Source organism: Turicibacter sp. HGF1 (assembly GCF_000191865.1).
Lineage (GTDB): Bacteria > Bacillota_I > Bacilli_A > MOL361 > Turicibacteraceae > Turicibacter > Turicibacter sanguinis.
On sequence record NZ_AEXQ01000024.1, the window covers coordinates 1 to 19,929 of the forward strand.

At 33.0% G+C, this 19,929-nt stretch carries 18 protein-coding genes and 1 tRNA gene; all 19 read right to left on the minus strand.

The features are described 5' to 3' along the window. Positions 1-153: 153 nt before the first annotated feature. The 19 genes from smpB to HMPREF9402_RS02560 all read right to left on the minus strand — a co-directional run bounded on the left by smpB (position 154) and on the right by HMPREF9402_RS02560 (position 19,914). A complete protein-coding gene (gene smpB / locus HMPREF9402_RS02470; RefSeq protein ID WP_009606386.1) occupies positions 154-618 on the minus strand; it encodes an SsrA-binding protein SmpB in 465 nt (154 codons plus the stop codon). Between the two features lie 26 nt (positions 619-644). Continuing rightward, a complete protein-coding gene (locus HMPREF9402_RS02475) occupies positions 645-2,132 on the minus strand; it encodes a CapA family protein (protein WP_237701281.1) in 1,488 nt (495 codons plus the stop codon). A 39-nt stretch (positions 2,133-2,171) separates the two neighbouring features. After that, on the minus strand, positions 2,172-4,517 hold the full coding sequence (gene rnr / locus HMPREF9402_RS02480) for a ribonuclease R (protein WP_006785200.1): 2,346 nt from the start codon (positions 4,515-4,517) through the stop codon (positions 2,172-2,174). A 192-nt stretch (positions 4,518-4,709) separates the two neighbouring features. Beyond that, positions 4,710-4,940 carry a preprotein translocase subunit SecG gene (gene secG / locus HMPREF9402_RS02485; RefSeq protein WP_009606382.1) on the minus strand — a complete coding sequence of 77 codons (231 nt, stop codon included), beginning with the start codon at positions 4,938-4,940 and terminating at the stop codon, positions 4,710-4,712. 58 nt (positions 4,941-4,998) lie between these two features. After that, on the minus strand, positions 4,999-5,973 hold the full coding sequence (locus tag HMPREF9402_RS02490) for a sodium:calcium antiporter (protein WP_006785198.1): 975 nt from the start codon (positions 5,971-5,973) through the stop codon (positions 4,999-5,001). A 227-nt stretch (positions 5,974-6,200) separates the two neighbouring features. Further along, the gene (locus HMPREF9402_RS02495; RefSeq protein WP_006785197.1) at positions 6,201-7,313 is read right to left on the minus strand and encodes an AI-2E family transporter; all 1,113 of its coding nucleotides are present in this window, start codon (positions 7,311-7,313) and stop codon (positions 6,201-6,203) included. Between the two features lie 486 nt (positions 7,314-7,799). After that, on the minus strand, positions 7,800-9,089 hold the full coding sequence (gene eno, locus HMPREF9402_RS02500) for a phosphopyruvate hydratase (protein ID WP_006785196.1): 1,290 nt from the start codon (positions 9,087-9,089) through the stop codon (positions 7,800-7,802). 284 nt (positions 9,090-9,373) lie between these two features. Further along, a tRNA-Thr gene (locus HMPREF9402_RS02505) sits at positions 9,374-9,447 on the minus strand. Positions 9,448-9,748: 301 nt separating this feature from the next. Next, entirely contained in the window at positions 9,749-11,290 is a 1,542-nt protein-coding gene (gene gpmI / locus HMPREF9402_RS02510) for a 2,3-bisphosphoglycerate-independent phosphoglycerate mutase (RefSeq protein ID WP_006785195.1), read from the minus strand. A gap of 243 nt (positions 11,291-11,533) precedes the next feature. Then, positions 11,534-12,505 (minus strand): DNA-binding protein WhiA, encoded by a 972-nt coding sequence (gene whiA / locus HMPREF9402_RS02515; RefSeq protein ID WP_006785194.1) that lies wholly within the window; start codon positions 12,503-12,505, stop codon positions 11,534-11,536. Positions 12,506-12,510: 5 nt separating this feature from the next. Next, positions 12,511-13,491, minus strand: a complete 981-nt coding sequence (locus tag HMPREF9402_RS02520) for a gluconeogenesis factor YvcK family protein (protein WP_006785193.1) — start codon at positions 13,489-13,491, stop codon at positions 12,511-12,513. A 14-nt stretch (positions 13,492-13,505) separates the two neighbouring features. Beyond that, entirely contained in the window at positions 13,506-14,375 is an 870-nt protein-coding gene (rapZ, locus tag HMPREF9402_RS02525; protein WP_006785192.1) for an RNase adapter RapZ, read from the minus strand. 39 nt (positions 14,376-14,414) lie between these two features. Continuing rightward, entirely contained in the window at positions 14,415-14,870 is a 456-nt protein-coding gene (locus HMPREF9402_RS02530) for an NUDIX domain-containing protein (protein ID WP_006785191.1), read from the minus strand. Positions 14,871-14,947: 77 nt separating this feature from the next. Beyond that, positions 14,948-15,763 (minus strand): putative manganese transporter, encoded by an 816-nt coding sequence (locus HMPREF9402_RS02535; protein ID WP_009606374.1) that lies wholly within the window; start codon positions 15,761-15,763, stop codon positions 14,948-14,950. A gap of 91 nt (positions 15,764-15,854) precedes the next feature. Further along, positions 15,855-16,784: a thioredoxin-disulfide reductase gene (gene trxB, locus HMPREF9402_RS02540; RefSeq protein ID WP_009606379.1), complete on the minus strand. Its 930-nt coding sequence runs from the start codon at positions 16,782-16,784 to the stop codon at positions 15,855-15,857. Further along, positions 16,784-17,434 (minus strand): pyrophosphatase PpaX, encoded by a 651-nt coding sequence (gene ppaX, locus HMPREF9402_RS02545; protein ID WP_009606381.1) that lies wholly within the window; start codon positions 17,432-17,434, stop codon positions 16,784-16,786. The genes trxB and ppaX overlap by 1 nt, the downstream gene beginning before the upstream one ends. Positions 17,435-17,449: 15 nt before the next feature. Further along, the gene (gene lgt / locus HMPREF9402_RS02550; protein WP_009606384.1) at positions 17,450-18,304 is read right to left on the minus strand and encodes a prolipoprotein diacylglyceryl transferase; all 855 of its coding nucleotides are present in this window, start codon (positions 18,302-18,304) and stop codon (positions 17,450-17,452) included. 55 nt (positions 18,305-18,359) lie between these two features. Continuing rightward, positions 18,360-19,298: an HPr(Ser) kinase/phosphatase gene (hprK, locus tag HMPREF9402_RS02555; protein ID WP_006785186.1), complete on the minus strand. Its 939-nt coding sequence runs from the start codon at positions 19,296-19,298 to the stop codon at positions 18,360-18,362. Positions 19,299-19,380: 82 nt separating this feature from the next. Further along, entirely contained in the window at positions 19,381-19,914 is a 534-nt protein-coding gene (locus HMPREF9402_RS02560) for a phage holin family protein (RefSeq protein ID WP_006785185.1), read from the minus strand. Positions 19,915-19,929: the final 15 nt, after the last annotated feature.

The window sequence follows — 19,929 nt, forward strand, 5'->3', positions numbered from 1 at the left end:
ACAGCTTCTATCATTTCAAATCAAGAATTCTTATGATTCAAAATCTAACTAAACCCAAAAGAAAAATCCTAGCAGCATAGCTACTAGGATTTCAATTCGGTCGTTCATTGTAATAGGTCACAAATTAATCAGCAACACTATTTGACAAAGAACCTACTTTTGACGGTCTTTCAATGCTTTTTCAATTTGACGATTTGCATCTTTGGCCTTTAAATCTTGACGTTTATCGTAATTTTTCTTCCCTTTTGCAATACCAAATAATAATTTCGCATATCCATCTTTAATGTATAACTTTAATGGAATAAGTGAATAACCACCCATTTTTTGTGTTCCAATTAATTTTGCTATTTCACGTTTGTGTAATAATAGTTTTCTTGTACGTAATGGATCATGATTAAATCGATTTCCTTGTTCATAATGAGAAATGTGCATATTATGTACAAAAGCTTCATTACGATCAATACGAACAAATGAATCTCTTAAATTGACTTTACCGGCACGAATCGATTTGATTTCAGTTCCTTGCAGCACAATTCCCGCTTCAAATGTTTCTTCAATAAAATAATCATGTCCTGCTTTTTTATTTTGCGCAAGCGTTGATCCCACACCTTTTGGCATTCTTACACCACCTTTAAGCTCTCCAACTAATTTTCATCGTAAGTAATGTAATCTACAACATCAACTACATTCGAGTAATTTTCCATTAAAGCTTGAACCGTTTCAAAATAATCACGTTGATCAGATTCAACTAATGGAACTAATTGATAATTAACTGTTCCATTTTCAGCATAGTTATAGGTTGGCATTAATTGAGGTTGCGAAATTTCAATTTTCACTTCATCACCAATCGTTGTTTTAATAATATCAAACTTTAAAATTCCACCTACTAATTTAGCAAGTCCTGTTTGACCTGAAATAAAGTTACCTAATGAATACGCAACTAATGTTTCATTTCCATCACGTCCAACCAAGATATCAACAGGTTGTAAAACATGAGGATGTTCACCTAAAATAACATTTACACCTTGATCTGCTAGCCACTTGGCTTGTTCTAACTGTGTTTCATTTGGTGTATCTTGATATTCAGTACCCCAATGCATTGAAACCACGATAACATCTGCAACTTCTTTAGCTTTTTGAATATCTTGTTCCGCTTGTTCATAACTGAACTCATTAGCTAAATAAGGTTTATCTTCTGGAACCCTATATCCATTAAATCCGTAAGAATATGCTAGTAATGCTAATCTAATTCCATTTTGTTCAATCACAGGGATTTGATCACGTTTTTCTTGTGAATCAGTTGATCCAGCTGAAATAATTCCATTTAAGGTTTGCCAGTATGATTCAGCCAAAATCACGCCATTTTCTCCCTTATCTAATGTGTGATTATTAGCTCTTGAAAACATATTGAATCCAATGCCAACAAGATCTCGAACAATTTCATATGGACTATTAAAGTTTGGATATGAAGATAATCCAATCTCTATACCTCCAATATTTGACTCTTGATTTGCAAAAGCAAAGTCTGCTGGTTCAATATATGATTTTACATTTTCAAGTAATGGAGAAAAATCAAACAAATCTCCTTCTAATCTAAAATCATTAAATACAGTATCATGTAGTAAAATATCACCTACAGCAACCATAGAAGCTTTATAGACACGTATTTCGGGTCCTAAAGAAAAGCTAATATCAATACGCTGTTTAATAGGATCTGGTTCATAATAAACTGCAAATCCAGGCTTTACATCATTTGAGTACATTGAGTCATGATAATTGACTTCATTTGCTGTAATTAATCCCGTAGCAATCAATTCATCTAGGTAGGCTCTAATTTCTGTTTCTGTGTTTTTTGAGACATCTCTTCCTTTTGATATCGTTAATTTAACATCACAAGTCTCCTCATTTTCACATTTTTGTTGATCAACAACGATCCCATAATCCACTTCGTCTGAATAAATATAATCATAAATAATATTTATATCATTAGCAGCTTCATAATGTAAAACACGCTCAACATCCCATCCTTCCATATTAGGACGAACAAAAAATTGAGCTAAAACTAATAAACCAACCATGACGAATAGGAACAAAATGACATTGAACCACTTAATACCTTTTAACTTCTTCATCATGATTTACCTGCACCCTTTCACTAATTAGCCAAACTATTATTTATTAGATTTTTTTTGACTATTACTTTTTTGATTCGAAAAGTTTTTTGAACCTTTATTATTTTTTCTTTTTGGTTTCTTATTATCATTGAAACGATCAGATGATTTTTTATTACGATTATTTCTCGAATTTGATGATGAAGATGTTTTAGGTTTGCCATCTCTTCTTCGATCATTTGCTCCTGATGCACCTCGTGTATCAATACGTTTAAATGAACGTTTAGGACGGCTCTTACTCATACCAACTAATTGGAAGTCAATAGTTCTTTCCTCTTTACTTGCAGCTACTACAACAACTTTTACAACATCCCCAAGTTTGTACATGGTTTTCGTACGACGTCCAATTAATGCTAAATTATCTTCATCAAATTCATAATAATCATCTGTTAAATCATTTACATGAACTAGCCCTTCTACCGTATTTGGTAGTTCGACATACATTCCCCATTTCGTAACAGATGAAATAACACCTTCAAACTCTTCGTCAATAAATTGTGTCATATACTCTGCCTTTTTCATATCCTCCACTTCACGTTCTGCATCGATTGCATCACGCTCACGTTTTGAAGTTTGAAGACCAATTTCAGGCATAATAGTATTATAATATGTTAAAGTCTCATTTGATAAGTCCTGTTCGAACAAATATCGACGAATTAATCGATGAACAATTAAGTCCGGGTAACGACGAATCGGTGATGTAAAGTGAGTATAGAACTCTGCAGCCAATCCAAAATGTCCTAAACTTTCTTCACTATATTTTGCTTTTTGTAATGAACGAAGCATCATTGTATTAATTGCAGCATGCTCAGGTTTTCCTTGTACGGCTTCCGTAATCATTTGCAATGCTTTTGGATGAACATGTTCTCTTGTTCCTTTAATCTCATAACCTAAAGCACGAGCTAGCTTATAGAAACGCTCTAATTTTTCAGGTTTTGGATGTTCATGAACTCGATAAATAAATGGAACATCCATCCAATGGAAATGTTCAGCAACTGTTTCATTAGCTGCTAACATAAAATCTTCAATAATGCGCTCTGCGATCCCACGGTCACGAAGTTCAACACCTGTTGGAAAACCATACTCATCTACAATAATTTTTGCTTCATCTAAATCAAAATCAATTGATCCACGATCATGACGAGCTTTACGTAGAATTTGAGATAACTCATACATTAGATGGAAATTTGGTACTAACGCTTCATAACGATTTAAAACCTCTTGATCCTCACCCTGTAAAATCAAATTCACATTGTGATAAGTCATACGTTCTGTTGTATTAATTACAGAAGGGAAGATTTCATGGTTAACCACTTCACCTTTAGGTGAAATCTCCATTTCACAAGTAATCGTCAAACGATCAACTTGAGGATTTAATGAACAAATTCCATTTGATAAACGATGTGGAATCATTGGGATAACGCGGTCAACTAAATACACACTAGTCCCTCTAAAATACGCATCACGATCTAATGGAGACCCTTCGGTTACATAATACGAAACGTCTGCAATTGAAACACCTAATAAATAGTTTCCATTATCAAGCATTTTTACATGAACAGCGTCATCTAAGTCTTTAGCATCATCGCCATCAATTGTAACAATGGTTTCACCACGTAAATCACGACGACCTTTATAGCTGTCTGCATCTAATTCCGTAGGAATAGCAGCAGCTTGTTCTAATGCATCCTTTGAAAATTCAGGTACAATGTCATATTTATAAACAACAGATAAAATATCAATACCTGGATCGTTTTTATGTCCAAGAATTTCTAAAACTTCTGCTTTAACAACATTATTTTCTAAGTAGTCAACAATCTTAACACGGACTTTATGGTCGCGAACAGCCCCTTTACTTTTATTTTTAGGAATTGCTACAACAGCATGATAACGTGAGTTGTCTGGTTTAACATAACCTACTTGTTTAATTTCATAGTAAGTCCCAATAAACTCTTTCATTCCACGTTCTAAAACTTGAACGATTTCTCCTTCTAAACTATCACCTTTAGAAGATGGTAAGATTTTAACTAAAACCGTATCTTTATGTAAGGCTCCATTTAAATCTTCATTACGAATATAAACGTCATCCATATCATCTATTTCAACAAACCCAAATCCTTTTGGATGAATAGAAATAATTCCTTTATAAAAACCTAATTCACGTGCTAAATCATAACGATCATTTTTTGAACGTACGACAACCCCTTCATCTTCAAGGGCTACCATTAATTTAACGAATTCTTTAAAAGCTTCTGTTCCTTCAATTTGTAAATAATCTACTAACTCATCAATTGTCATTGCTTCATAATGACTTGATCCTAATAACTCTAATACTGTATTGCGCAAATAGCACACCTCCAACTCATAACTACTATTCTATCATACTCGGTTAAATATTTAACCATTTTTTAGAATCCGAGAATACAAAGTTCTCTTGTATTTGACCTATGTTTAGTTTGTACCAATATTATATAATTTATTGCTACTACGTATTTTGACATTAAAAAAACTCATATTCTTCGAATATGAGCTAGTATATTATTTCATAAAAATAATTAGTCCTAAAACGATAAAAATAATTGAACAAATATAAGTTGCACGAACAATATAAGCTTCTGCTCCACGTTCTTTTTGATTCTTGAATAACTCACTATTTCCACCTGTTAATGAATCGCTTAATCCCTGTTTAGAACTTTGTAATGCAACTAAGACAATTAGGATTACTGAAACAATCATAAATAATACGTCTACAACACCTAAACTAAACATCCTAAACCCTCCTTGTATATATCAAAACTGTATCACATCTATTATACAATTTCAACCATTATTTCAAGGATGTCGTAATATAGTAACAATAAACTAGAATAATCAAAACAGAAGGAATTGCGTATAAAAATTTATTTTTAATCTTAATACCAAATAACACAAAAGCTAATACAATAGATTCTGCCAAGCCAACAAAAACTAACAATGAATTGGAGATATCGGCAATTTCAAAGATATTACCCGAGAAATATAAAACATCTGTCAAAGCAATAATTCCAAAATTAAACAAGTTACTTCCAACAATATTCCCAACTGCAATATCATAGTTACGCATTCTAATTAAACTAATTAAACTAGTCATCTCAGGTAATGATGTTGCCACCCCTAAAAAGATTGCTCCCACAAAAGATGAACCAACACCAGTCTCCCTTGCAATGTTATCTGTCGTAATTGAAACTAATAAACTACTGATCACAATAACAATTGCAAAGAATACGAAGCGTAAAATTAAGTTAAGCATTGATTCTGATGGATTTGGCAAATCGCTACTTTGATTGTCGTTAGACTCTAAATTAGAAGCTAATTTTAAATTTAAATAATATAACACCGCAATAGAAATAGATGCTGTTCCAACATGTCCCACCTGTGTAATCGTTGGACTAAAAAACGTAAATAAAATAATAATATAAATACTACAGTTAATAACATTTGTCATCGTGTTAGAGCGTCCTATGTTATTAAATAACATGTGCTTAATAAAAACAATATTTCCAACCGCTAAAATAAAAACATTAAAAGCATTACTTCCAAGAATGTTTCCGAATGCTAAATCTGGGTTATTTAACATCATTGTTGATGAAATACTTGTAATCAATTCTGGTAAGGATGTAACCCCAGCTAATAAAATTCCTCCTATTAAAGCTCCCCCGAGTTTAGTTCTCTGATCAAGTTCATCTACACATTCTGAAATTTTAATTGATGAAAAGACGACTAAAAACGATAATCCCACATACTGCAATAATAACAATCCCATCTAACAACTCCTCCTACAATCATTACTTCATTATTTACATAAGGTAAAGTAGATTTCTTATCTATAAACTCTATGATTAACTAAACAATTATATGTAGAAAAGACATGATTTTTTGAAGTTTGATTATTTTTGCATATATAAGGCCCGAGACTCATTTATAATGGTGAAATATATTTTTGTTTTAATATAGAAAAGGTCATTCCATGATTATGAAATGACCTTTAAACTAATTCAATTCATTATTTTTTTTACTACGGTATTCAAAATAGACGTCTTTACTATAACGTAAGATAATTTTTATAATACCTGCAATCGGAATAATGAAAATCATCCCAATTACCCCAAAAATTTGTCCTCCAATAATAATAAGTGTTAACAAAATAATTGGATGAAAGTCTACTGCTTTAGAGAACACAAGTGGTTTAATAAAGTTTCCTTCAATAAAATTAAGTGCTAATACTCCGATAATGACATACACTGGCGTCCAAATCGAAACTGTTAAACCAAAAAGAGCAGCTGGAATCGTACCAATAATTTGTCCCACATAAGGAATAATATTTAAAAATCCAATTAAAACACCAAATACAACCGCGTTATCTAATCCAATTAAGGCAAAATAAATAGATGCAATTATCGATAAAGCAAGTGATACTGCTAATGTTCCTGACACATATCCCCTCACAACTTCTTCCGATTCTTTTAAAATATTAAAAAATTGAATATGACGGTGAGTTATTAAATAGTTTTTAATTCGATTACGCAGTTCATAGAAGTTATTTAAAATATAGTATAACAAAATAGGAACTAGGAATAACATCCCTATAATCATCGTAAAACTACTACTTGCACTTGATAACCAACTACCTGCTCGTGATAAAAATGATGAAAAAAGGGTAAAGAATTTTGAATTTTCACTAAACAGAGAACTAAAATCAAACTTATAAATATCAATATAATCTAGATTTAAATTAGAAATAAGAAGCTCCACTTTTTCAATCAACATTGGCATACTATTAAGTACTTCTTGAATATTAACAATTAAATACGGAATTAAGCTAAAGATAGCATAAAATAACCCACCGACAATTGAAACAAAGGTTACAAGTATCGCGTATGAACGTTTAAAATGTAAGCGACAGAAGAAATCGACTAATGGATTGAGTAAATATGCTAGAGAAATCGCAATAATAAATGGGCTAATAATTAAATTTAATGCTGAAATAACAGGTTTAATAATCGGAAAACATATTTTAATAACCTGAACCCCAACTAAGATCCCAATTAATAAGACAACTCGATTAATCAATTTAAAATTCAAAGTTTCTTCTGATTTTTTCATTTGTCTCATCCTTTCAATCATGTCATATATTTTTAACAATTTTAAACTGGTTAAACACTCTAGAACTGTATATTGAAATAAAAATTTCTTCCTATCAGTTGCGGATTGTTTTTCACACCAAATACTAGCGAACCTATATTATATAGATTAATTCCATCCTATGGTAATTTTTATTAAAGCAGTATTCTATTGTCTAAAGGTTAATTCACCAAAGGTGTAATAAAATCAAATGGAATCTCTCCCATTTAAAAGGTATCTTCTACTAATAGGTCGCATTTTTTCTAAGTATAGAAGACTTATATATAAGTATATTTTAGCATATTTTGTTAAATCGACAATTATTTTGAAAATGTTTTTTTGTCAAAAAAAGCCCATCTAGATTTAGTTACCTAAACCTAGATGGGCTTCAATATATGTGCATGATTAATTAGGTTATAAATCCCTAACTTAAAAACAATCGTGTGCGATTTAATTTAATAAATTAAATTATTTTTTTAAGTTATAGAAAGATTTAACTCCGTTGTAAACAGCTTGTTGTCCTAATTCATCTTCGATACGTAATAATTGGTTGTATTTTGCAATACGGTCTGTACGAGACATAGAACCTGTTTTGATTTGTCCAGCATTTGTAGCAACTGCGATGTCAGCAATTGTAGCATCTTCAGTTTCTCCTGAACGGTGAGATACAACTGCAGTGTATCCAGCTTTCTTAGCCATTTCGATAGCTTCGAAAGTTTCAGTTAATGTACCGATTTGGTTAACTTTGATTAAGATTGAGTTAGCCACGTTTTTCTCGATACCTTCAGCTAAACGCTCAGTGTTAGTTACGAAGAAATCGTCTCCAACTAATTGAACTTTATCTCCGATTTTTTTAGTTAAATAATCCCATCCAGCCCAGTCGTCTTGGTCTAAACCGTCTTCGATTGAGATGATTGGATATTTTTCACATAATTCAGCGTAGAAGTCACATAATTCTTCAGATGTGAATACTTTTCCACCTTCACCAGCTAAAACGTATTTTCCATCTTTGTAGAACTCAGAAGAAGCAACGTCCATAGCGATCATTACGTCTTTACCTGGAACATATCCAGCTTTTTCGATAGCTTCTAAGATAACTTTGATAGCAGCTTCGTTTGATTCTAAGTTTGGAGCGAATCCACCTTCATCTCCAACTGCTGTATTTAATCCCATACCGTGTAATACTGATTTTAATGCATGGAATACTTCAGCTCCCATACGGATAGCTTCTTTGAATGTTGGAGCTCCAACTGGCATGATCATGAATTCTTGGAAGTCGATGTTGTTGTCAGCGTGCTCTCCACCGTTGATGATGTTCATCATTGGAGTTGGTAATTCTTTAGAGTTGAATCCACCTAAGTAACGGTATAATGGTAATCCAACGAAATCAGCAGCAGCATGAGCAACAGCCATAGATACACCTAAGATTGCGTTAGCTCCTAATTTACCTTTGTTTTTAGTTCCGTCTAAAGCGATCATTAAACGGTCGATTCCACATTGGTCAGTAACATCCATACCAACTAATTCAGGTGCGATAATGTCGTTAACATTTTTAACAGCGTTTAAAACACCTTTTCCTAAGTAACGAGATTTATCTCCATCACGTAACTCAACAGCTTCGTAGATTCCTGTAGAAGCTCCAGATGGTACTAAAGCACGTCCGAATGATCCACTTTCAGTTGTAACTTCTACTTCAACAGTAGGATTTCCGCGAGAGTCTAATACTTCGCGAGCATAAACGTCAACAATATAAGGCATGTATGACAGCTCCTTTTTTTCTAATTTTTTCACACTTCTTATTATAATACATTTTTTTGGAGATTAAAGATATTTTTCTGTTGTAAACGCTATTTTTTGTAAATTAAAGCTCATACTAATGAAACAAAATAAGCTCTTACATCATATTATTCCTCAATATCTCAATTTTTTTCAATACAATCTCTAATATGACCAAAATTTCAATTATTATGAATCACTAATTAAGAAATTTGACAAAAAAAAATCTAGCTCTCAGCTAGATTATATATTTCAATCCATTTTGATGGTGCCGGGTGCGAGAATCGAACTCGCGGCTACGCATTACCATTGCGTTGTTTTACCACTAAACTAACCTGGCTTCCACTTTTATATAGTACCATAAATATCCACCATTTTCAAATATAAACGTTAAATTTACCTCTTTAATTCTTGAATAAGTCGATTTTTTTCTTTGTCTTATCATCCATACCTTTTATCTTTATTATGGAATTTTATATTACAAATAATCACACCTATTCCCTATAAATTAAACTTCAATCATATATTGAAAGTATATATGAATCCGATTATAAATATTATAATTTACCGAAAATAATACCACTTTTTTTTACAAAAAGTAAAAGACATAACACCTTTTAGGCGCTATGTCTTTTTGAATATTATTTAATGATTGATTTTCCTGTCATTTCAACTGGTTGTTCAACACCTAATAATTGTAACATTGTTGGAGCTAAATCTCCTAAGTTACCTCCGTTACGTAACTCGATTCCTTCTTTAGTTACAATAACTGGAACTGGATTAGATGTGTGAGCTGTGTATGCTCCACCATTTTCATCTTCTAATTTTTCAGCATTTCCGTGGTCAGCTGTAATAATTGCAACTCCACCTTTAGCGATGATTGCATCCACAACTTTACCTAAGCACTCATCAACAGCTTCTAATGCTTTAACTGTCGCATCGAATACTCCAGTATGTCCAACCATGTCTGGGTTAGCGAAGTTTAAAATAATTGTATCATGAATATCTTTGTTAATTTCAGCTACACAAGCATCAGCTACTTCGTAAGCAGACATTTCTGGTTTTAAATCATAAGTTGCAACTTTTGGAGAGTTAATTAAAACTCGAGTTGCTCCTTCGATTTCTTTATCTACTCCACCATCGAAGAAGAATGTAACGTGAGCATATTTTTCAGTTTCAGCAATACGTAATTGTTTTAATCCATTTGCTGCAATAACATCTCCATAAGTATTAGCTAAGTCTTGTAATGGGAATACAACTGGCCCATTTACAGCACTTCCGTAAGACATCATTGAAATAAAGTATACATCTTTTGGCCCTTTTGATGAATCTAATGCTGGTTTACCTTCTTTTGCATAGTTTGCAACATTTTCTGGGTTAGATAACGCGATTGCGATTTGTTGTGCACGATCAGGACGGAAGTTGGCAAAAATGACTGTATCTCCATCTTGAATTAATCCATTTTCATCAACAACAAAAGGAGCAACGAATTCATCTAAAATATCATTTTTGTAAGAAGCCTCTACACCAGCTTTAGCTGATTCGAATTTTTCTCCAGTTCCTTGAGTCATAGCATCGTAAGCTAATTGTGTACGATCATAGTTTTTATCGCGGTCCATTGAGTAGTAACGTCCTGAAACAGTCGCAACTTTCCCCATTCCGATTTCAGCTAATTTTGCTTCTAATGCTTCAACATATTCTAATGCAGATTTAGGAGCTGTATCACGTCCATCTAAAAATGCATGAACATAAACTTCTTTTGCACCTTGAGCTTTTGCAGCTTCAACTAATGCATACATATGTTCATTATGTGAATGGATTCCACCAGGTGATAATAATCCCATTACGTGAATTTTTTTGTTATTCTCTAAAGCATGTTTAACACCTTCTGCAATTGTTGCATCAGTATTTAATTCACCATTTTTAACCGCTAAGTTAATACGAGTTAATGATTGGTAAACGATGCGTCCTGCACCTAAGTTTAAGTGTCCTACTTCTGAGTTCCCCATTTGTCCTTCTGGTAAACCAACTCCTAATCCAGAAGCCTCTAAAGTGTTATGAGGATATGTATGGAATAAACGATCTAAGTTTGGCATTTTAGCCGCTTTAACTGCATTCCCAGCAGTTTCATCACGTAAACCAAATCCGTCTAAAATGATTAATGCTACAGGTTTTTTAGTCATATTGTTTCCTCCTTAAATTATCTATCTATAGTATACTAAACTTTAATTTATAAGTACAAGATTATCAGAATGTAAGCGGTTGTTAATTTGTTTTCAATCCTCTTTATTATCTATCATTCATTTAAAATCATACTCAACTTAAATTTGATTTAACATAAAAAAACCTTATTTATGCCATATAGTCATAAATAAGGTTCACGTTTGTTCTACTATTTCAAAACGATAGATACTCATCATCTCGCTTTAATCTTGATTTTCCTCTAATAAACGTTTCTTTTGATTGTCACGAATTTCTTCAGCCATTTCAGCTAATTTACGCATACGATGATTAATCCCAGATTTCGTTAATTTAAATCCTCTTTCATTTGAAATATCGCTTAAATAATTCAAATTTTCTTCAGGAAATTCTAAACGCAATTTAGCTACATGTTGTAATCTCTCTGGTAATGAATCAATTCCATATACAAAATCAATTAATTCAATATTATCAATTTGACGTTGAGCCGCCGCAATCGTTTTAGTTTCATTTGCAATTTCACAATTATTCAAACGATTTTCTGAATTTCTAATATCCCTAAAGATACGAACATCTTCAAAATTCAAGACTGCATTATAAGCCTCAATCACTCTTAAAAAATCACTGATCTTCTCAGCTTCTTTAATATACATAATATATCCCTTTTTACGCTGTAAAACACGAGCATTTAAATTAAAAACATTAGCTAAATCTTTTAAATCTTCTGCTAGTTCTTGATCTAATGTAGAAATTTCAAAGTGATACGATGATGTTTCTGGATTATTAACTGATCCTCCCGCTAAAAAAGCACCACGCATATACGCACGTTTACAACAATCATATTCTACTAAATCTTTTGCAATTCCAAGAACAAATCCAACACTTTCAGACATAATCCCTAATTCTGTTGCAATATCTCTAGCATTTTTTTTAATTCGAATAATATAGACATTATTCTTTTTTAATTGCATTTTTTTTCGTGATAATAAATCGACCTCTGTATCAAAGAGCTGTTTAATTAACTGTAGCGTTCGTCTTGCAATTGCCGCATTCTCTGTTGCAAAGTCTAAAACTAATCCTTTATTCGATAAAGAAATCACACCATTCATTCGAATTAAAGCAGACAATTCGGCTTTTGCACAACAATCATCTGACTGAATTTGAACTAACTCTTTTTTTGTTTCAGAAGCGAATGACATAATAATCACCCCTCCCTTTGTTCTTCGATGTCTAATAATAATGAGAAAATAGTTGCTGCTACTTTCTTAGTATTATGGCGCACTTCTCCTACGTTATTATAAGAAACTAATCGACTCTTAATAACATCTATATTCATGTTTTCTAATACCTCTTCGTCAATGACAACCATATCAGAATTTTGATGTGTATAGCGTTCATAAGTACTATCGTCAACACTTTCATCATTTACAATAATCTTATCGATAATATGACATCCTACATGTTCTTCAATAACACGAACATGATCAGAAGCCGTCATACCTGTTGTTTCCCCTGGTTGGGTCATAATATTACAACAATAGACACACTGAGCTTCCGTTTTAACAACTGCATCAGCTATTTGTTTTAACAAAAGGTTAGGAATAATACTTGTATACAAACTTCCAGGGCCTAAAAGAACTAAGTCTGCCTCCATGATGGCTTCAACAGCTTCATCTAGTGCTGGCTCATCTGGATTTGTATAATAGACACGTTTAATTTTCTTATCTTCAACAGGAATGAGTGATTCGCCTTGAATGATTGTACCATCATCATACTCAGCACACAAGCATAACGGGGTGTTACTTACTGGTAATACTGTTCCTCGAACTTTTAAAACTTCACTTAACTTTTGAACCGCTGATGCAAAATCCCCTGTGATATTTGTCATTGCAGCAATTAAAAGATTTCCTGTTGGATGACCTGCTAATTCTGTTTCACCTTTAAAACGATATTGAAATAGTTCTTGCACTAGTGGTTCTACTTCCGATAATGCCACTAGAACATTTCGAATATCTCCTGGTGGTGGAACATCAAAATCACTTCTTAAACTTCCAGAACTTCCTCCATCATCGGCAACTGTTACAATCGCTGTAATATCGATTGGATAACGCTTTAATCCTCTTAATATTGTAGATAACCCGGTTCCACCCCCGATTACCGCTACCCTTAAATCATACTCTGCCATTATTTTAGGCCCCCTTATTTTTTATGTGCTCGGTGGATATCACGGTGTTTTGAATTGGTTTTATAATCATTTTCAAAAGCGTGCGCCAAGTATTCAGCAATTGCAACTGAACGGTGTTGACCTCCAGTACATCCAATCCCAATGATCACTTGTGATTTTCCTTCAGCCTTATATTTAGGAATTAAAAATTGTAATAAATCTACTAATTTAGCTAAGAAGGTTGTTGTCTCCTCAAAACTCATCACATACTCATAAACTCCATCATCAAGTCCTGTTTGTGGACGTAATGTTTCAATGTAAAATGGATTTGGCAAAAAACGTACATCAAACATAATATCTGTATCAATCGGTGTTCCATGTTTAAATCCAAATGACATGAATGTGACGCTAAAATAATCTGAATCTAAATCCCCAAACTTTGTAATAATCTGCTGTTTTAAATCTTTAGCAGCTAGACCCGTTGTATCAATTGTAACATCTGAAATATCTCGAATTGGCTTTAACAACTCTCGCTCTTTATCAATTCCATCTAATAAATTTGTATCTCGTGATAATGGGTGTGTTCTTCGAGTTTCTTTATAGCGTTTTACTAATGTTGCATCATCTGCATCTAAGTATAAAACATGGACATTAACAAAATGACTATCTTGTAAAAAATAAAGCATCTCGTCAATTGAGTTAAAATCAAGTGATCTTAAGTCAATTACAACGGCTAAATTTACTGATTGCTCACTCGTACCCAAAATTAAATCTGTTAATTTAGGCAATAAAATAGGTGGAAAATTATCAATACAATGATATCCTACGTCCTCTAGACTATTCAGTACGACACTTTTTCCTGCTCCACTCATTCCCGTGACAATTAATAAGTTAATCTTTTTCACTATGACACCCTTCTTTCACTCTATTATCACTTTTTAATATTATTCATCTGTATTTTGAATCAGTTCAATTAACTCATATGTTGGTGTATAAATTTGAGTTGAAACGATAGGCAGATCTGACTCTAATAATTTCTTAATAATAAAACGATCACCTTCAAACATCGGTAATTCATCAACTTCTTTAAGGGAATGCCACGCTAATGAACCTTCACGGTTTTCCTCAATTAATTCACCAGTTGAATCCGTTGCTTTAACGGTATATAACATCCACTCTTTTTTTTCTAATTCTTCTTCAACTACAACCGTTGTAATAGCACCTAATTTTGCGTGCTTCAATTGTAGGCCTGTTTCTTCATAAAACTCACGTAGCCCAGTTTGAATAATATTCTCCCCAAACTCAGCTTTCCCACCTGGTAAAAACCATTTTTGGCGACTAGGTTTAAACAAAAGAAGAATTTGATCATCTTGCACTAATAAACTATGAACAACTCTCATTCGTTAGCCTCCTTCATTACTCCTTATTATATCATATAAATAGCAAAATAGAAAAAACTGACTAACATCGTCAGTTTTTAAATTCCAATAATCAGTATATGGAGAGTCAATCCGATGAGAACTCCAAAAAAGTAAAGTAATCCAATAATCACTAAATTTTCTTTAAGTAACTTATTCATTTTAAATAAGGTTAACAAGCCTGCCCCCACACCTGTACAAAGTCCTGCTAACAAAGAACCAAAGGTAATCATGCCTTTTAAATAAAGATCAGTTAATAAAACAGATGCTGCACAGTTAGGAATTAATCCGATGAGCGCTGCTAAAAAAGGTTGTTTATAAGAGGTTGTCATTAGTCCCCGTGCCAATGTGTCTTCTCCAATCCAGGAAATAACCAAGTTAATCAAAAACGTCATGATAAATAAAAAGACTAGCACCTTCACTGAACGTTCAAATGCCTCTATAAAAATTGATTTCTCCTTTTGATACTCATATCTAGAAACTGTGGATAATTCTGATCTTTCTCCTCTCCATAATAAATCAATTAGAATTCCAACAAAACTTGCATAAATCACTTTTATTATGACTAATAACGCAATCATTTTCCACTGATTAACATGAGTAAACATCAATGGAATCGCCTCATCCGATGTGGCGATAAAAACTGCTAGCAAAGTTCCTAATGTAATCACACGTCCTGAGTATAAAGACGATGCTGCAATCGATGCCCCACACTGTGGAATACATCCACTTAAAGCTCCAGCGATTGGACCTAATTCTTTCTTTGCACATAAATTTATTTGCTTATGTTCCACCCATTCAAATATAGCGTACACTATATACAAAAGTGGCCAAACTTTAGCCGTATCCAAGAAAGCATCCATAAGTAAATCCATCTCTCTCATCCTTTCAATTGCATAAAAAAAGAAAACTTAATTAAAGTTTTCTTTTTAAATATATTAAACGAAACGAGAGTTCATTCGTTAATTAACGTAAATTTGTTTCAATGTATTTAAAGGCAGATTGTGCAGCGATTGCTCCATCGTTAACTGCCGTGACAACTTGGCGTAATTCTTTACTAATAACATCTCCCGCTGCAAAGACACCTGGAATCTTCGTCATCATGGCGTGATCAACGACTACATACCCTGATTCATCTGTAATTCCTAGATCTTTTACCATCTCCGTAATTGGATCTAATCCGATATAGATGAATGCTCCCGCTGCCTCAACTGTTGATACTTCACCTGTTTTCACATTTTTAACTTTTACGGCACCTAATTTTCCATCAGCTTCTTCAAATGATTCTACTGTTGAATCCCAAACAAATTCGATTTTTTCATCAGCAAAAGCACGTTGCTGAAGAATTTTTTGAGCACGTAATTCATCACGACGATGAATAACCGTTACTTTCTCAACTAATCCAGCTAAATAGATAGCTTCTTCGATTGCAGAATCTCCACCACCGATAACTGCAACTTTTTTCCCTTTAAAGAATGCTCCATCACAAACAGCACACCATGAAATTCCACATCCTGATAATTGTTGTTCACCTGGTACATTTAATAAACGGTGTTTGGTTCCTGTTGCTACGATAATTGTTTTAGCGTAAACTTTATGATCTCCACAATCGATAACTTTTGTTCCATCCTCCGCAATTGTTACATTTTCAACGTAACCATATGCATATTCAGCTCCTGCTGCTTGAGAATGTTCAAACATTTTCATTGATAAATCAGGCCCAGAAATCTTTTCAAATCCTGTATAATTTTCAATTTCGAATGTATTAACCATTTGTCCACCTGGAGCTCCGCGTTCGATCATAACAACAGAAAGACTCGCACGTGCTGCATAAATTGCAGCTGTCATTCCAGCAGGCCCTGCTCCGATAATCGCAACATCATATACTTTTTCCATTATTGAACACCTTCCTTTTTAATAATTTCTACTAGTTCATCAGCAGTATTAATTATATAAGTCGGATTAAACCCTCGCAAATAATCTGCACCTTTTAATGCCCAACCGACTGCAATACTTTTGACTGATGCATGATTTGCACACTCAATATCGTGTGAATTGTCACCCACCATTATAACTTCATCTTTTAAAAGATTTAGCTTTTTTAATGCTAATTCAATCGGTTCTTGATGGGGTTTAGGTTGCGTGACTTCATCTGATGAAATAATATAATCAAAATAATCTAAAATATCTGTATGTTTCATTGCCTTTAACGTCATATCACGTTTTTTAGATGTGACGATGACTAATCTTAATCCTAAAGCTTTTAAAGCTTTAAGCATTTCTTCGATTCCAGGATAGATTTTAATTAATCCATCATGATTTAACACATAATGATGACGATACATCTCAACCATTTCCGAAATGTTTTGTGGATAATATTTCATCGCTGTTTGTTCGAGTGTTGGACCAATACAGTCGATAATTTCTTCATATGTGAATTCACGGTTCGGATAATAGTGTTTAAATGTGTCTGTAAATGATTTAATGATTAAATCATTTGTATTTAATAGAGTTCCATCTAAATCAAATAATACAGCTTTAATCATGAGTCTAGACTCCTTTTAGTTTTTTAAATAGAAACTACGATATGTGACCAAATTCTTTTTCATTACACGTCTTGCAACAACAACAATTAAAACAGCTATAACTGTGATGATTGAAATAAATTGAGCCATACGAATCGTATCCGTTAACATCAAACTATCCGTTCTCATTCCTTCAACAAAGTAACGACCAATTGAATACCAAATAGCATAAAAGGCTGCAATTTCTCCAACTAATAATTTACTTAGTTTTCGTAAGATAAAGATTGCAATTAAAAATCCAATCACATTCCAAAGTGATTCATATAGGAAAGTTGGATGATAATATGCCCCGTTAATATACATATTATTGATCACAAAATCTGGGATGAATAATGAATGCAAAAATTCTCGTTGAGCATCAAGTGTTGCACCTGGAACAACTCCACCATGCGCCTCTTGATTCATAAAATTCCCCCAACGTCCAATCGCTTGAGCAATAAAGAAACTGACAGCTGCAATATCTGTGATAAGCAACAGTGAAATATTTTTTCGTTTACAGAAGAAGTATCCAAAAATAACAGATGCTATAATTGCACCATGAATTGCAATCCCTCCCTGCCAAATTTTAATAATATCCTCAGGATGGACAGAGTAATAATCCCAAGAAAAAGCGACGTAATAAATACGAGCTCCAATAATAGCGATTGGTAAGCCAAATGTCACTAAATCATAAAAGAATTCTGGTTTAATCCCCATACGTTTCCCTTCACGAATGGCAAGATAAAGTCCGATTGCGACCCCTGACATAATCAAAACTGCATACCAATAAATAGTAATGGGCCCCAATTGTAAAAATACACGATTTAACGGTTCAATTGCTGAGTGATCCATATTATCCTCCTTATTACATGAAAAGTGAGGCTGCACGTCCTCACCTCTAAATCATTTATTGATTATTTTTATTTTGAATATAGCTATTTAATTGATTTGTGAAAGCTTCTGCTGCGTTATACCCCATAACTTTTAATCGATGGTTCATCGCAGCTACTTCAATTAAAGAGGCAATACTACGTCCTGGACGAACAGGAATTGTAATTTTCGTAATGTCTGTATTGAATAATCGAGTCGTTTCATCTGATAATCCAATTCGATTATAAATTTTTTCATTATTCCAATCTTCTAATTCGATCATTAATGTCACGCGTTTTTTATGACGATACGCACGGGCACCAAACATTTCAACCACGTTGATAATCCCAATCCCACGAACTTCAATAAATTGTTGTAATAATTCTGGCGCTCGTCCTACAACTAATCCTGGTTCTTTTTCATAAATATCTACTCGATCATCGGCAATCAATTGATGACCACGGTGAATTAATTCTAAAGCTGTCTCACTTTTCCCGATACTACTTTTTCCGGTAATTAAAACTCCAATCCCATTGACGTCAACAAGTACCCCATGTACTGATTCAATTGGAGATAAAGCTTCCTCTAAATAATTTGAAATTGATGTAAATAAAACGGTTGTTTCTTTTTGACTTCTTAACATCGGCACTTGCGTTTCATTTGCTAACTCCATCATTTCTTCTGGAATTTCAAAGTTTTTAGAGAAAATAATAACTGGGGTATCTTCTGTGAATAAAACACGAGCTCTTTCTTTTCGAGTTTGTGAATCTAATGTTTGAAGATATAACCATTCTTTTGTTCCAATAATTTGAACACGGCGTTTTGCACTGTCTCTAAAATATTCTATAACACCCGCAAGCTCCATTCCAGGACGTGAAATCATTTGTTCTGTAATTTTACGATCTAATGAAATCTCTTTCGTGATTACTTCTAATTTTAATTCTTGAACTAAATCTGCAACTGTTACGACATTCATCCTATCACCACCAAATAATTTTAATGAATTTTATTCATCTTTATGAGCTATCGTTTAGAAAACGACTTATCTTTAGTTTTGATTACAATTTCACTTTTATTGTATCTTCTTTTAAAAAGTAATGGTTAATTGCCATCCTTAATAATGAAATGAAAATAGAAGCTAATACAGCAACACCAAATGATGTAATCTCAAAACTTGGTCCCATTAAATAATCAGCTATAACTAACAGAAATCCATTAACAAAAACATAGAATAATCCAAAAGTCATAATGGTTAATGGGAGCGTTAAAAGGACTAAGATAGGTTTTAAGATTATATTTAAGATAGACATTATAATGGCTGCGTTACAGGCATCTAAAAAGCTACCTAAATAAAATCCACCTAACCATCCACTTGTCACCATTAAAACAATCGTATAAATCATTAAATTAATTAAAATAGACTTTAAATCAAAGCACCCAACTTGTTTTGAATATATGACTTCGGTACCTGAACGATTTTTACCCGATTGTTTTTTTTCATTTTTAGCATCCCCATTTAAGAGATTTTCAATTACTTTATTTTCATCAATAACTTCTCGATCAGACTGATTAAGATTTTCTTTCCGATTCATTCTACTCCCTCCAAA

What these genes read in the sequence shown, in the direction of transcription:
- hprK (WP_006785186.1), bottom strand. Translation starts at nt 19,298, where the DNA reads ATGAATGTCGTAACAGTTGCAGATTTAGTTCAAGAATTAAAATTAGAA.
- whiA (WP_006785194.1), bottom strand. Translation starts at nt 12,505, where the DNA reads ATGTCATTCGCTTCTGAAACAAAAAAAGAGTTAGTTCAAATTCAGTCA.
- HMPREF9402_RS02530 (WP_006785191.1), bottom strand. Translation starts at nt 14,870, where the DNA reads ATGAGAGTTGTTCATAGTTTATTAGTGCAAGATGATCAAATTCTTCTT.
- HMPREF9402_RS02490 (WP_006785198.1), bottom strand. Translation starts at nt 5,973, where the DNA reads ATGGGATTGTTATTATTGCAGTATGTGGGATTATCGTTTTTAGTCGTC.
- HMPREF9402_RS02495 (WP_006785197.1), bottom strand. Translation starts at nt 7,313, where the DNA reads ATGAAAAAATCAGAAGAAACTTTGAATTTTAAATTGATTAATCGAGTT.
- lgt (WP_009606384.1), bottom strand. Translation starts at nt 18,304, where the DNA reads ATGGATCACTCAGCAATTGAACCGTTAAATCGTGTATTTTTACAATTG.
- gpmI (WP_006785195.1), bottom strand. Translation starts at nt 11,290, where the DNA reads ATGACTAAAAAACCTGTAGCATTAATCATTTTAGACGGATTTGGTTTA.
- eno (WP_006785196.1), bottom strand. Translation starts at nt 9,089, where the DNA reads ATGCCTTATATTGTTGACGTTTATGCTCGCGAAGTATTAGACTCTCGC.
- ppaX (WP_009606381.1), bottom strand. Translation starts at nt 17,434, where the DNA reads ATGATTAAAGCTGTATTATTTGATTTAGATGGAACTCTATTAAATACA.
- HMPREF9402_RS02520 (WP_006785193.1), bottom strand. Translation starts at nt 13,491, where the DNA reads ATGGCAGAGTATGATTTAAGGGTAGCGGTAATCGGGGGTGGAACCGGG.
- trxB (WP_009606379.1), bottom strand. Translation starts at nt 16,784, where the DNA reads ATGGAAAAAGTATATGATGTTGCGATTATCGGAGCAGGGCCTGCTGGA.
- smpB (WP_009606386.1), bottom strand. Translation starts at nt 618, where the DNA reads ATGCCAAAAGGTGTGGGATCAACGCTTGCGCAAAATAAAAAAGCAGGA.
- secG (WP_009606382.1), bottom strand. Translation starts at nt 4,940, where the DNA reads ATGTTTAGTTTAGGTGTTGTAGACGTATTATTTATGATTGTTTCAGTA.
- HMPREF9402_RS02560 (WP_006785185.1), bottom strand. Translation starts at nt 19,914, where the DNA reads ATGAATCGGAAAGAAAATCTTAATCAGTCTGATCGAGAAGTTATTGAT.
- HMPREF9402_RS02475 (WP_237701281.1), bottom strand. Translation starts at nt 2,132, where the DNA reads ATGAAGAAGTTAAAAGGTATTAAGTGGTTCAATGTCATTTTGTTCCTA.
- HMPREF9402_RS02535 (WP_009606374.1), bottom strand. Translation starts at nt 15,763, where the DNA reads ATGGATTTACTTATGGATGCTTTCTTGGATACGGCTAAAGTTTGGCCA.